Below are 14390 nucleotides of genomic sequence, written 5' to 3' on the forward strand. Positions count from 1 at the left end.
ATAACTCCTCTCTAATTAAGTTGTGCACAATTTAATTTTGTAAAATCAATATAACGAAAAAGAAATACAATGTCAAATACATTGTATTGAGAAAGTTTGTGCTACAATTTGGAACAATCATACATATTTTCCTTCATGATGAAAGAAGATAGGAAAGATGATGTTATAATTCATATGGAATAGTTTCCATCACTTGATTATGAGGACTTTTTTTGGTAACGTACAAATAGAGTTATTAATTTATAATCATTATAAAGTAGAAAGTCTTTATTAGTTTTACTGAATCTCCTTTATTACATACGGAGAATAAATAAAAAATAATCGGTTGTTCACACGATTGTCAGATTCATAAGAGGAAAGTTGTATTATGATAGTAGATAAAGTGATAAAACGGGTGAAGGGGGACATGCTGCGTGCATATTCTTGTTGTTAGTGTAAATTATCGAACAGCCCCTGTAGAATTTCGTGAGAAACTCACATTTCAGGCAGCAGAGCTAGAGCAAGCAATGACTACATTACAAAATCAAAAGAGCGTGTTAGAGAATGTCATTGTATCCACTTGTAATCGCACTGAGATTTACGCTGTTGTCGATCAATTACACACGGGACGGTATTATATTAAGAAGTTTTTAGCTGATTGGTTTCAGCTTGAAATAGAAGAAGTCGCACCATATTTAACGATTTTTGAACAAGATGGTGCAATAGACCATTTATTCCGCGTAACGTGCGGTTTAGATTCTATGGTAGTCGGAGAAACGCAGATTTTAGGTCAAATAAAAGATAGCTTTTTAGAAGCACAACAAGTAAAAGCAACAGGCACAATTTTTAATGAATTGTTTAAGCAAGTGGTGACGTTAGCGAAACGTGCGCACTCAGAAACGACGATTGGTGAAAGTGCGATGTCGGTAAGTTATGCTGCTGTCGAGCTTGGGAAGAAAATATTCGGCGAGCTAACAGATTGTCACGTACTTATTCTTGGTGCTGGCAAAATGGGTGAACTGGCACTGCAAAACTTATATGGAAGCGGTGCTCGAAAAGTAACAGTTATGAATAGGACGTTTACGAAAGCGGAAGTAATGGCTGAGAAATATATGGGACATGCAAAGCCTTTAAGTGAATTGCAATGTGCATTATTAGAAGCGGATATTTTAATTAGTTCAACTGGTGCATCTGAGTATGTTATTACGAAAGAGATGATGACAAAAGTAGAGAAAATGCGCTCTGGTCGTCCGTTATTTATGGTGGATATTGCAGTGCCGCGTGATATTGATCCAGCGATTGATGAACTAGAAGGTTCTTTCTTATATGACATTGATGATTTGCAAGGAGTAGTGGAAGCAAATCGTGCTGAGCGTTTGAAAGAAGCAGAGAAAATTCAATTTATGATTGAAGAGGAAATTGTTTTATTTAAAACGTGGTTAAGTACACTTGGTGTTGTTCCGTTAATAGCAGCTCTTCGTGATAAGGCACTTGCTATCCAAAGTGAAACGATGGAAAGTTTGGAACGCAAAATACCGAATCTTAGTGATCGTGAGAGAAAAGTAATTAGTAAGCATACGAAAAGTATTATTAATCAATTATTAAAAGACCCAATTTTAGTAGCGAAAGAAATAGCTGCTGAAGAGGGAGCAGACGAAAAATTAGCGTTATTTGCAAAGATTTTCGATTTAGAAATGGAAGACGTAGAGAGTAGTGCGGAAGAAGTAGAACATAAAAGAGCGTGGACACCATCCGTTCCATCTTTATAATTTGGAAGGATGATCGGATGAGTTTTTTAAATAACAGTATTATTTATCATATTGCAATTATTTTATATGCTTGTAGCATTAGTTTATATTTTATAGATTATTTCCAAAGTAACCGAAAGGCGAACCGATTTGCTTTTTGGTTACTTTCGATTGTATGGGTTCTGCAGTCTATCTTCATGTTACTTCGGGCTACAGATTCAGAAACGAACCCTATATTAACTTTATTATCAGGGATTTATTTTTATGTTTGGCTATTGATTACGATGTCGTTAGTCATTAATCGCTTTATGAGAATTGACTTTTTAGTCTTTTTTACAAATGTTGTCGCATTTGGCGTAAGCGCTTTTTCTATTTTTACACCGCTCGGAAAGATGTCGCCGGTACTTGCGGAGCAACTAGTTTCAGAACTTGTATATGTACATGTCGGTATGGCTATTATTTCTTATGCAACTTTCACTGTATCGTTCATTTTTTCTATTATGTATTTATTGCAATATCGCCTATTAAAAAAGAAAAAATGGAATGCGAGATTAAGAAGGTTAGGGAATTTACCGAAGTTAGAATCGATGTCTTACGGATTAAATTTATTTTCTGTTCCATTTTTCCTACTAGCTATTTTATTAGGGTGCATTTGGGGATATACGAAATTGGATAATTTCCATTGGTATGATACGAAAGTTATCGGATCTTTTGTCGTTCTATTTGTATATTGTGCTGGCCTATATTTACGAGTGGCAGATGTGTTGCAAGGGAAGAAAATCGTGCAGTGGAACATCGGAGCATTTCTCGTAATGTTAATCAATATTTTTCTATTAAGCAGTTTATCCAACTTCCACTTTTGGTATTTATAATGAGGAGAGAGAATTATGCGCAAAATTATTGTAGGGTCACGAAAGAGTAAATTAGCATTAACGCAAACAAACTGGTTTATTGATCAGTTAAAAGCGCTAGGTTTACCATATGAATTTGAAGTGAAAGAAATCGTCACAAAAGGTGATGTTATTTTAGATGTTACTCTTTCAAAAGTAGGCGGAAAAGGCTTGTTTGTGAAAGAGATTGAACATGCGTTACTTACGAAAGAAATTGATATGGCTGTACATAGTATGAAAGATATGCCAGCCGTACTTCCAGAAGGATTAATGATTGGTTGTATACCGAAGCGTGTTGACCCTCGTGATGCTTTTATCTCAAAAAGCGGAGCATCGTTTAAAGATTTAGTAGAAGGCGCTATTTTAGGTACGAGTAGTTTAAGACGCAGTGCACAATTATTAGCTGCAAGACCAGATTTACAAGTGAAGTGGATTCGAGGAAATATCGATACACGTTTACGTAAATTACAAGAAGAAGATTACGATGCAATCATTTTAGCGACAGCTGGATTACAAAGAATGGGCTGGGATAATGAAGTTATTACAGAACATTTAGATGAGACGTTATGTGTACCTGCTGTAGGACAAGGTGCATTAGCGATTGAGTGCCGTGAGGACGATAAGGATTTACTACAGCTGTTGGCGCATATGAATGATGCAGTAACAGAAAGAACAGTGGCAGCAGAGCGAGTATTTCTTCATAAACTTGAAGGTGGATGCCAAGTTCCGATTGCTGGATATGCAACCCTTACAGAAAACGATGCAATCGAATTAACAGCTCTTGTCGGTTCTATGGAAGGTTCTGTTTTATTGAAAGAGACAGTAGTAGGAACTAATCCAGAGGAAGTAGGATTAGAGGCTGCGGACCGTTTAATTAAACAAGGCGCAAAGGAACTCATCCTTGCTGCAAATAAGGGGCAACAATAAATATGAACGCTCTCGCTGGCAAAACGGTATTGATTACACGTGCCCAGCATCAAGCAAAACAAATGAGTGTAGTGGTGAAAGAAAAGAGCGGAATTCCATTGGAAATTCCGCTTTTGCGTATGGAAGGTATGTCCCATAGACAGATTCAACATATAGCAGGACAACTACATTCGTATGACTGGGTTATTTTTACGAGTAAAAATGGGGTAGCTTTTTTTCTAGATAGTTTGAGAAACAGGCTTCCCGTAACGACTAAAATTGCTGCAGTAGGCGTGAAAACAAAGTTAGAGTTAGAAAAGCGGGGCTATGAAGTGGACTTCGTTCCAACTGCATTTGTTGCAGAGGTGTTTGCAGAAGAGTTTGTAAAAAGACTAAGTGGAAACGAATGCATTTTATTTCCGAAAGGGAATTTAGCAAGAGATGTAATTCCAGTTGCACTTCGCGAAATTGGTGTTTCTCTAGATGAGCTAATCGTATATGGTACGAAAGAAAATGCAGAGAAAAAACAAGAGTTGATAGAAGCGTTAGAAGTAGGGAAAGTAGACATTATTACATTTACGAGCCCTTCAACTGTTACTAGTTTTGTTCGTTTACTTGAGGGTACAAACTGGAGAGAATGGACAAAAAAATGTACAATTGCTTGTATAGGGCCTATTACGGAAAAAGAGGCGAGCCTTTATTTTCCGCATATTATTATGCCGAAAGAGTACACTGTAGAAGCATTGCTACAATGTATTTGTGAATCTATAAAGTGAAACTTTAATTAGTAGGGTCTTACTGCCCGCAAATAGCGGGATAAAATAAAAGAATGGGGATAGAAATCTATGAACTCTTTACAATTTAATCGTCATCGTCGCTTAAGACAAAGTGGTAATATGCGTGCGCTTGTGCGTGAAACGTTTTTACATACGGAAGATTTTATTTATCCTATTTTTGTATTAGAAGGAGAAAACGTTCGTAATGAAGTGCCTTCTATGCCAGGCGTATATCAAATGTCTTTAGATTTATTGCAAGCTGAAATGCAAGAGGTTGTTGATTTAGGTATCCGTTCTGTTATTGTATTTGGTTTACCTGCTGAAAAAGATGAAGTTGGATCATCAGCATATTGTGATCATGGAATTGTGCAACGTGCAATTCAGCAAATTAAAGGTGAATTCCCTGAGTTAGTAGTAGTTGCGGATACATGTTTATGTCAATTCACAAGCCATGGTCATTGCGGTGTAATTGAAGATGGTATTATTTTAAATGATGAGTCTCTTGCAGTTCTTGCGAAAACAGCTGTCAGCCAAGCGAAAGCGGGAGCGGACATTATTGCGCCATCAAACATGATGGACGGATTTGTAACAGCGATTCGCCACGCATTAGATGAAAATGGCTTTGGACATGTGCCAGTAATGTCGTACGCTGTGAAATATTCATCAGCATTTTACGGGCCATTCCGTGATGCGGCGCACGGTGCACCACAATTTGGTGATCGTAAAACATATCAAATGGACCCAGCGAACCGTATGGAAGCGTTCCGTGAAGCGGAATCAGATGTAATGGAAGGGGCAGATTTCTTAATTGTAAAGCCAGCTCTTTCTTACTTAGATATTGTTCGTGATGTGAAAAATAACTTTAATTTACCAGTTGTTGCTTATAACGTAAGCGGCGAATATTCAATGATTAAAGCGGCAGCGCAAAATGGCTGGATTAATGAAAAAGAAGTTGTACTTGAAAAATTAATTAGCATGAAACGTGCAGGAGCAGATTTAATTATTACGTATCATGCGAAAGATGCAGCAAGATGGTTACAAGAAGGAGGCGCTAAATAATGAAAAAGTTTGATAAGTCGATTGCGGCGTTTGAAGAGGCGCAAGATTTAATGCCTGGTGGCGTAAATAGCCCAGTTCGTGCCTTTAAGTCTGTTGGTATGAATCCGTTGTTTATGGAGCGTGGAAAAGGCTCTAAAGTATATGATATCGATGGAAATGAATACATCGATTACGTATTATCATGGGGACCTTTAATTCATGGTCATGCGAATGATCGTGTTGTTGAAGCTTTAAAATCTGTTGCTGAAAGAGGTACAAGCTTCGGTGCTCCAACGGAAATTGAAAATAAATTAGCGAAACTTGTTATTGAGCGCGTACCATCAATTGAGATTGTACGTATGGTTAACTCTGGAACAGAAGCGACAATGAGTGCGCTACGTTTAGCGCGTGGTTATACAGGTCGTAACAAAATTTTGAAATTCATCGGTTGTTACCACGGTCATGGTGATTCGTTATTAATTAAAGCGGGTTCTGGTGTGGCGACGCTAGGTTTACCAGATAGCCCTGGTGTACCAGAAGGTGTAGCGAAAAATACGATTACAGTAGCGTATAACGATTTAGAAAGTGTGAAATACGCTTTCGAACAATTCGGTGATGATATTGCTTGTATAATTGTAGAACCAGTAGCAGGGAATATGGGTGTTGTTCCTCCGCAACCAGGATTTTTAGAAGGTCTTCGTGAAGTAACAGAGCAAAATGGTGCATTGCTTATTTTTGATGAAGTAATGACAGGATTCCGAGTTGCTTATAATTGTGGACAAGGTTATTACGGTGTAACACCTGATTTAACTTGTTTAGGTAAAGTAATCGGTGGTGGATTACCAGTAGGAGCATACGGTGGTAAAGCAGAAATTATGCGACAAGTTGCACCGAGCGGACCGATTTACCAAGCGGGTACTTTATCAGGTAACCCACTTGCAATGGCAGCAGGTTATGAAACGTTAGTACAGTTAACGCCAGAATCATATGTAGAATTCGAGCGTAAAGCTGAAATGTTAGAAGCTGGCTTACGTAAAGCGGCTGAAAAACATGGCATTCCGCATCATATTAACCGTGCGGGTTCTATGATTGGTATCTTCTTTACAGATGAACAAGTTATTAATTACGATGCAGCAAAATCTTCAAACTTAGAATTCTTTGCAGCTTACTATCGTGAAATGGTAGAGCAAGGTGTATTCTTGCCGCCATCTCAATTCGAAGGCTTATTCTTATCGACAGCACATAGTGATGCAGATATTGAAGCGACAATTGCAGCGGCTGAGATTGCCATGTCAAAATTAAAAGCTTAATTGAATAAAGAAAATCGCTCTCCATAAGGGGGGCGATTTTTTTTATTCATAAAGTCAGCTTTCCGTACATAAATCTGTAATGACATATAGTTTGGGAGGGGGAAAAGAAGTGGCAACAGATCATTCATTACGTTTTTCATTAAAAGAATCTGTTTGGTTCCAAAAAGGACAGGAAGTCGAAGAACTTTTGTCAATTTCGTTAGATCCAGACGTTGAGATAGAAGAGCTTGATCATGAAGTTATCGTGAGAGGGCAATTAGATTTAACGGGAGAGTATGTTGCAAGGCAAGATGATTCGGCTTATTCATTAAGAGATCTATCACCAGCGAAGTCAATTGATTATGTAGAAACAAGAGAAGATGGGGTTAATGAACTTGTTCATTCCTTTCCGCTTGAAATATCAATTCCGAGAAACCGTGTGAAACTAATTGAAGAACTATATGTATCTATTGAGGAATTTGATTATGAATTAAAGGAAAATGGTTGCTTACAATTATTAGCGGATATATCTATTACAGGTTTATGTGATGAAGAAAGAATTGAGGATGAAGAGGAAGAAACGGCGTATGCTGAGTTAGAGGATGATGTAGCGCAAGAGTATGAAACTAGACCGACGCCACAAGTAGAAGAACCAGCTTATAAGGAATCAGATGAGTGGGAAGATTACGCATTTGAACCGTTCCAACTAGAAGAAAGAAAAGAGCAGGAAGTAGAGGAAGAGGAAATAGAAGAACATGAATTTGTAGAGCGCGAAGAAGAGAAAGAAACAACGCCGCAATTTGAATTGTTCGGACGAAAAGATTTCAAGAAAGAGAAAGATAAAAAGAAAAAGCAAGAAGAGCAAGAAGAAGAAGCGTATTCACAGCGAGATGAAAATGCGCTGTATTTAACGAAATTATTTACGAAAGAGCCAGAAGAAGAATTTACAAAGTTAAGAATGTATTTCGTGCAAGAAGGAGATACGATCGAATCCGTTGCAGATCGTTATGAAACGTCTGTACAAAACTTATATCGTGTCAATCAAACAGAAGATATATATTTAACAGCAGGGCAAATTATTTATATTCCCGTTTCAAGGGCAAAAGCGAAATAAGTGAGTGTTTTTCACTCACTTATTTTCCTAAAGGCTATGTTTTGAATAGAAAGGGTTATTCGTATGGATATGGAATTACGAAATCGCTATGAACCCATTGTAAGGCAATATAGATTGGATACGCAGCATATGGAAGAGCACGGAAGCGTAACGAAAATTTACACGAATCAAGGTCCATATGCGCTCAAGAAAATAGAAGGCAGAAAGTTAGAGCGGAATAACTTTCTGCACCATATTCAATATTTGAAAGAGAAAGGTTTTTCAAATTATGTACCTATATACCATGCGACGGATGGTAATTATATTTTAAATGATGGTACGTATAATTATTATTTAATGCCTTGGTTAGAACGTGCGGAAGGGAACGGCGAGGATAATGATCAATACCATAAAATGTTCCAGACTCTCGGAGCGTTGCATCAAAAAACGGTAAAAGAAGAAACGTATACAGAAGAAGATTTAGAGAAACATTATACAAATATATCCGATCGTTGGGAAAATGATGGTGAGATGTTAGAAGAGTTTCTTGTAGAATCTGAAGCGAAGTGGTATATGTCTCCGTTTGAATTGCAATATTGTACGTATTATCATCATGTCATGAGGGCGCGTGAGTTCGCAACGAAGCAATTAAATGAGTGGAACGATGCGATGAAGGAAAAAGAAAAAACACGTATTACTTTTGTGCATGGTAACGTATCACTTAATCATTTTTTATTTGATTATGAACGGAACGGCTATTTTATTAGTTTAGAAAAATCGAAGTTTGCAACACCGGTGCAAGATATAGTAGGGTTTTATTCTCGGTCTTTAAACACATATCCAATTGCGCGAAGTGATCGGTTTGAATGGTATCAAATGTATCAAAAAAATTTCCCTTTTACGAAAGAAGAGCAACTACTCATGTTTGCGTATATGACGTATCCATCGCAATTTATTCGGCAAATCCAGTCTTATAAGAAAAGAAGAGAGAGTCGCAATGAGGAAAATGAACTTCTCGGAGTAAAGAGCTTACAACAATCGCATTGGCTCGTTAGCAATATAGAATATTTCCTTTCGCAATTACAAGCTGCCCAGCAAGGGAACGGATAAAAAGATAAGTAGCATCCTCTACTTATCTTTTTTGTGCGTCAAAAATTCGTAGTCTTAAATTTATCTTGACGAATAGGGTTTCGTTTTTTACACTATTGTATATAATAATTAACAATCATATAAATGCCTTGAAGGGGAAGAGTATAACAAGAAACGTCTTCAGAGAGGAGAATCATTAGCTGGGAGATTCTCTAGATAGTTATGTTAGAAGGTAGCCCTGGAGCATCTTTTCTGAACGGAATAGTTCTCATTAGGAAAAGACGGATTTGTCCGTTATCAAATTAAGAGTATAAGCAAATTCTGAATTTGTTTGTAAATAAAGGTGGTACCGCGATGTCCCTCGTCCTTTTTTGGATGAGGGACATTTTTTATTTTAAGGAGGGAAAATAATGTCAAACACGGAAAAGAATTTACCAACTAAATATGATCATATGTCCGTTGAAGAAGGCCTTTATCAGTGGTGGTTAGAAGGCAAATATTTTGAAGCAACAGGAGACGAGAAGAAACAACCGTATACAATTGTAATTCCACCTCCGAACGTAACTGGTAAGTTACACTTAGGTCATGCTTGGGATACAACTCTTCAAGATATTTTAACTCGTACGAAGCGTATGCAAGGCTACGATGTATTATGGCTTCCAGGAATGGACCATGCGGGTATTGCAACACAAGCGAAAGTAGAAGGGAAACTTCGTGAAGAAGGTATTTCACGTTACGATCTTGGCCGTGAGAAGTTCCTTGAAAAAGCTTGGGAGTGGAAAGAAGAATACGCGTCTCACATTCGTCAACAATGGGGGAAAGTTGGTTTAGGACTAGACTATTCTCGCGAGCGTTTCACATTAGACGAAGGTTTATCTGATGCAGTTAATAAAGTATTCGTTCAATTATACGAAAAAGGCTTAATTTACCGCGGTGAATATATCATTAACTGGGACCCAGCAACACGCACAGCTCTTTCTGATATTGAAGTAATTCATAAAGAAGTTCAAGGTGCATTCTACCATATGAACTACCCATTAACAGATGGATCTGGTCATATTCGTCTTGCGACTACTCGTCCAGAAACGATGCTTGGTGATACAGCGGTAGCAGTTCATCCAGAAGACGATCGTTACAAACATTTAATCGGAAAAACAGTTACACTTCCAATCGTAGGCCGTGAGATTCCGATTATTGCTGATGAGTACGTAGAAAAAGATTTCGGAACAGGCGTTGTAAAAATTACACCAGCTCATGACCCGAATGACTTTGAAGTAGGTAACCGTCATGACTTACCACGTATCTTAGTAATGAACGAAGATGGATCGATGAACGAAAAAGCTGGTAAGTATAACGGCATGGATCGTTTCGAATGCCGTAAAGCGTTAGTAAAAGATTTACAAGAAGCGGGCGTATTAGTAGAAATCGAGCCTCATATGCATTCAGTAGGTCATAGTGAGCGTAGTGGTGCAGTTGTTGAGCCTTACTTATCGACACAATGGTTCGTAAAGATGGCTCCACTTGCGGAGAAGGCAGTAGCGCTTCAACAAAAAGAAGAAGAGAAAGTAACGTTCGTACCAGAGCGTTTCGAAAACACATATTTACGTTGGATGGAAAACATTCACGATTGGTGTATTTCTCGTCAATTATGGTGGGGACACCGCATTCCAGCTTGGTATCATAAAGAAACTGGTGAAGTATACGTAGGTACAGAAGCACCAGCAGACATTGAAAACTGGAATCAAGATAACGATGTACTTGATACATGGTTCAGTTCAGCACTATGGCCATTCTCAACACTTGGTTGGCCAAATGAAGATGCAGCAGACTTCAAACGTTACTATTCAACAGATGCACTAGTAACGGGTTATGACATCATCTTCTTCTGGGTATCTCGTATGATTTTCCAAGGTTTAGAGTTTACAGGCGAGCGTCCATTTAAAGATGTATTAATTCACGGCTTAGTTCGTGATGAGCAAGGACGTAAAATGAGTAAATCTCTTGGTAACGGTATTGATCCAATGGATGTTATCGAGAAGTACGGTGCAGATGCAATGCGCTATTTCTTATCAACAGGAAGTGCACCAGGTCAAGATTTACGTTTCAGCATGGAGAAAGTAGAATCTACTTGGAACTTCATTAATAAAATTTGGAATGCATCACGTTTCGTATTAATGAACATGGATGATATGAAGTATGAAGAAATCGATTTAACTGGTGAAAAATCAGTTGCGGATAAGTGGATTTTAACTCGCTTAAACGAAACAATCGAAAGCGTAACGCGTAACATGGATAAATATGAGTTCGGTGAAGCTGGTCGTTCATTATACAACTTCATTTGGGACGATTTCTGTGACTGGTACATTGAAATGGCGAAACTTCCATTATACGGTGAAGATGAAGCGGCTAAGAAAACAACTCGTTCTATTTTAGCTTACGTATTAGACCAAACAATGCGTCTATTACACCCATTCATGCCATTCGTAACAGAGAAAATTTGGCAACATTTACCACATGAAGGCGAGTCTATTACAGTAGCAGCGTGGCCAACAGTTCGCGAAGATTTACAAGATAAAGAAGCGGCAGCAGAAATGCACCTTCTAGTTGATATTATTCGCTCTGTTCGTAACATCCGTGCAGAAGTTAATACGCCAATGAGCAAAAAAGTTCAAATGCAAATTAAAGCAAAAGATGAGGCTATACTTGCTCAACTTACAAAAAACAGCTCTTACATTGAGCGTTTCTGTAACCCAAGCGAATTAATAATTCAAACGGATTTACAAGCACCAGAAAAAGCAATGACTGCAATCGTATCAGGTGCAGAGTTATTCTTACCGTTAGCTGATCTTATCAATCTTGATGAAGAGAGAGCACGTCTTGAGAAAGAATTTGAGAAGTTCGACAAAGAAGTAGAACGTGTACAGAAGAAACTTTCAAACCAAGGTTTCGTAGCGAAAGCTCCTGCAGCAGTTATTGACGGAGAGCGTGCGAAAGAGCAAGACTACCTAGAAAAACGTGAAGCAGTTCGCCAACGTCTAGCAGATCTTGAGAAATAAAATGTTTTTTAGAGACTCACTATATTGGTGAGTCTCTTTTCTTTGCGTATAATAGGAGTATGAAGGTTGTCTTTTGAAAGGGGAAAGCATACGTGATACATACATACGAAGAAGCGATAGGGTGGATTCATAGCCGATTGAAGTTTGGTATAAAACCAGGATTAGAAAGAATGAGATGGATGCTAGAAGAGCTTGGAAATCCAGAGCGTCACATAAAATGTGTTCATCTTGCTGGTACAAATGGAAAAGGTTCAACGTTAACATATATGCGCTACATGTTAGAAGATGCAAAATATAAGGTAGGAACATTTACCTCTCCTTATATTGAAACATTTAACGAACGTATTAGTGTGAACGGAACACCAATTGCAGATGAAGAGATTACTGAACTGGTAAAGATGGTAAAGCCAGTCGTTGAAAAACTAGATGAGACGGATTTAGGGGAAGCGACTGAGTTTGAAATTATTACTGTTATGGCAATTTGTTATTTCGGTAAAGTTAATTTCTGTGATGTTGTTTTATTTGAAACAGGGCTTGGAGGACGCTTTGATTCTACGAATGTTATTCATCCTGTTCTCACGATTATTACAAATATCGGCCATGACCATATGCATATTTTAGGGAATACAATAGGAGAAATTGCATATGAAAAGGCGGGGATTATTAAGTCTGGTGTTCCGGTTATTACTGGTGTACAAGATGAGGAAGCATTGCAAGTCATTCAAAAGGTTGCAAAGGAAAATCATGCAAACTTATACGAGATGGGCAAGCATTTTACAGTGTTACATAAACAGTCTAGCGAAAATGGAGAACAGTTCGATTTCACTTGTCCTTTCGCTACTTTTGAAGATGTGCGAATCTCAATGAAAGGTAGTCACCAAGTAGGAAACGCAGCACTTGCACTTATGGCAGTCATGTATGTCAAAACATACTTATCATTTTTAATTGAGGAAAAAGAAATGAGAACTGGATTACAGGAAGCGTATTGGATTGGACGATTTGAAAAACTGCAAAGTAATCCAGATATTATTATAGATGGTGCCCATAATCCAGAAGGTATCGAAAGTCTTGTGAAAACAGTAGAATCACATTACAAAGATAAAAATGTAATAGTTTTATTTACTGCCCTTGGTGATAAACAGTTGCATAATATGGTAGGTCAATTAGAAACAATTGCCGATGAAATTATTTTTACAACATTCGCCTTTGATCGAGCTATTTCTGCTGATAAGCTTGCATCGTATGCAAAGAAAGAGTCAAAACTAGTTTTTGAAAATTGGAAAGAGGCAATTGATACGAAGGTTGAAATGATTGGAGAAAATGATGTTTTTATCATAACAGGTTCTCTTTATTTCATTTCGGAAGTTCGAAAATATATTCGCGAGAAAAACTAGATAGTCTTTGCTATCTAGTTTTTTTGTTCTACAAATGAAGTCAAATGCATACATATAAGATAAATATATAGGGTTATTTGGCGAATTCCTCTGACAAATATCTCGTTTTTTTGTGAAAGGAATATGATATGATGCGGACAACGATAAGAGGTGAGGTGTGAGTGTATGGACAAGCAATCACGAACGATCTCAGTGAAAGTGAATGGAACAGAAGCGAAGTATGAGGAGAAAAAGAAAGATGAATTTGAATGGATGGTAGTAGAAAGCGAAAGGCCGAAAAACGTTGTTCCGTTTCAAAAAGCGAAATTAGTGTCTACGGAAAAAAAACGAAAGAAGTGGAGCAATACGTTAATTGCAATCGTTGCAACTGCGATTATTATTGGTACGGCGTTTGGGATGGGAATGCTACAGTTACTTAAAGGGCAAGGAGCGACAGGCGGAAGTGAAGTAACAGCTTCGAAGCAGGTGCAAAATGAAGAAGCAAAGGTGGGTGGAACGTCAGAAAAAACACCGGCACAAAAAGAGGAAAAACAAAAAGCGCAGACAGGAACGCCATTATATCCAATGAAATTATTTTTTGTTCAAGGAGGGATTTATTCTTCCGAAGAAAAGGGACAGGCCGCTCTTGAAGAGTGGAAAGGTAATGGAGGCATAGCAGCTTTAAAACCGAGCGGTGATAAGTATGCATTAGTTGTTGGTATTGCTAGTGATGAACAAGGCATAAACCAATTGATGACGCAGTATAAAAATGATAACGTCTCTGTATTGAAAAAGAACTGGGATATAACAGATAAAGCGTTACTCAAAGATGATAAAGAAGTTGGGGCATTTTTAACAAAAGTACAGCCATTATATACTCATTTAGCAAAATATGCTTCTAGCTTACAAGCTAGTGGAAAAAGTAATGCAAAAGATATAGGTGCGATTGAAAAAGAGTGGAAAGCAATTGAAAAAGAAGGAAAAAGTATGAAACAGGAAGAAGCGAAGAAATTGTATATGTATACGTCAGTAGCTGTGCAAACAGTGAAGGATGGAAAAGGTGATAAGGAATCTTTGGCAAAATTAAATCAAGTTATTATTGATGGTATACTTTCATATGAAAAAGTTGTTTCACAAAAGGTGAAATAATAGG

Annotated in this window: 11 protein-coding genes and 1 other annotated feature; all 11 genes read left to right on the plus strand. The window is 37.7% G+C overall.

Annotated elements, in window-relative coordinates; genetic code table 11:
- Positions 1-413 precede the first annotated feature (413 nt).
- The 11 genes from hemA (at position 414) to ACXVYO_RS20115 (ending at position 14386) form a co-directional block, all read left to right on the plus strand.
- Positions 414-1748 carry a glutamyl-tRNA reductase gene (gene hemA, locus ACXVYO_RS20065; RefSeq protein WP_063261285.1) on the plus strand — a complete coding sequence of 445 codons (1335 nt, stop codon included), beginning with the start codon at positions 414-416 and terminating at the stop codon, positions 1746-1748.
- Between the two features lie 17 nt (positions 1749-1765).
- Positions 1766-2599 carry a cytochrome c biogenesis protein gene (locus ACXVYO_RS20070; RefSeq protein WP_000008998.1) on the plus strand — a complete coding sequence of 278 codons (834 nt, stop codon included), beginning with the start codon at positions 1766-1768 and terminating at the stop codon, positions 2597-2599.
- Between the two features lie 15 nt (positions 2600-2614).
- Positions 2615-3544, plus strand: coding sequence for a hydroxymethylbilane synthase (gene hemC, locus ACXVYO_RS20075; RefSeq protein WP_458468309.1), 930 nt, complete (start codon positions 2615-2617; stop codon positions 3542-3544).
- Between the two features lie 2 nt (positions 3545-3546).
- Entirely contained in the window at positions 3547-4299 is a 753-nt protein-coding gene (gene hemD, locus ACXVYO_RS20080) for a uroporphyrinogen-III synthase (protein ID WP_458468310.1), read from the plus strand.
- A gap of 69 nt (positions 4300-4368) precedes the next feature.
- On the plus strand, positions 4369-5358 hold the full coding sequence (gene hemB / locus ACXVYO_RS20085; protein ID WP_001087079.1) for a porphobilinogen synthase: 990 nt from the start codon (positions 4369-4371) through the stop codon (positions 5356-5358).
- On the plus strand, positions 5358-6647 hold the full coding sequence (hemL, locus tag ACXVYO_RS20090) for a glutamate-1-semialdehyde 2,1-aminomutase (protein ID WP_048541355.1): 1290 nt from the start codon (positions 5358-5360) through the stop codon (positions 6645-6647). The genes hemB and hemL overlap by 1 nt, the downstream gene beginning before the upstream one ends.
- A 109-nt stretch (positions 6648-6756) precedes the next feature.
- The gene (gene spoVID, locus ACXVYO_RS20095; RefSeq protein WP_458468311.1) at positions 6757-7740 is read left to right on the plus strand and encodes a stage VI sporulation protein D; all 984 of its coding nucleotides are present in this window, start codon (positions 6757-6759) and stop codon (positions 7738-7740) included.
- A 63-nt stretch (positions 7741-7803) separates the two neighbouring features.
- A complete protein-coding gene (ysxE, locus tag ACXVYO_RS20100; RefSeq protein ID WP_458468312.1) occupies positions 7804-8829 on the plus strand; it encodes a spore coat protein YsxE in 1026 nt (341 codons plus the stop codon).
- Positions 8830-8948: 119 nt separating this feature from the next.
- Positions 8949-9180: a binding site (T-box leader), on the plus strand.
- A gap of 38 nt (positions 9181-9218) precedes the next feature.
- The gene (locus ACXVYO_RS20105) at positions 9219-11864 is read left to right on the plus strand and encodes a valine--tRNA ligase (protein ID WP_458468313.1); all 2646 of its coding nucleotides are present in this window, start codon (positions 9219-9221) and stop codon (positions 11862-11864) included.
- Positions 11865-11956: 92 nt separating this feature from the next.
- The gene (locus tag ACXVYO_RS20110; RefSeq protein WP_458468314.1) at positions 11957-13258 is read left to right on the plus strand and encodes a bifunctional folylpolyglutamate synthase/dihydrofolate synthase; all 1302 of its coding nucleotides are present in this window, start codon (positions 11957-11959) and stop codon (positions 13256-13258) included.
- A 165-nt stretch (positions 13259-13423) separates the two neighbouring features.
- Positions 13424-14386, plus strand: coding sequence for a stage II sporulation protein B (locus ACXVYO_RS20115; protein ID WP_458468315.1), 963 nt, complete (start codon positions 13424-13426; stop codon positions 14384-14386).
- Positions 14387-14390 lie beyond the last annotated feature (4 nt).

It is taken from the genome of Bacillus sp. BC08 (assembly GCF_054326875.1).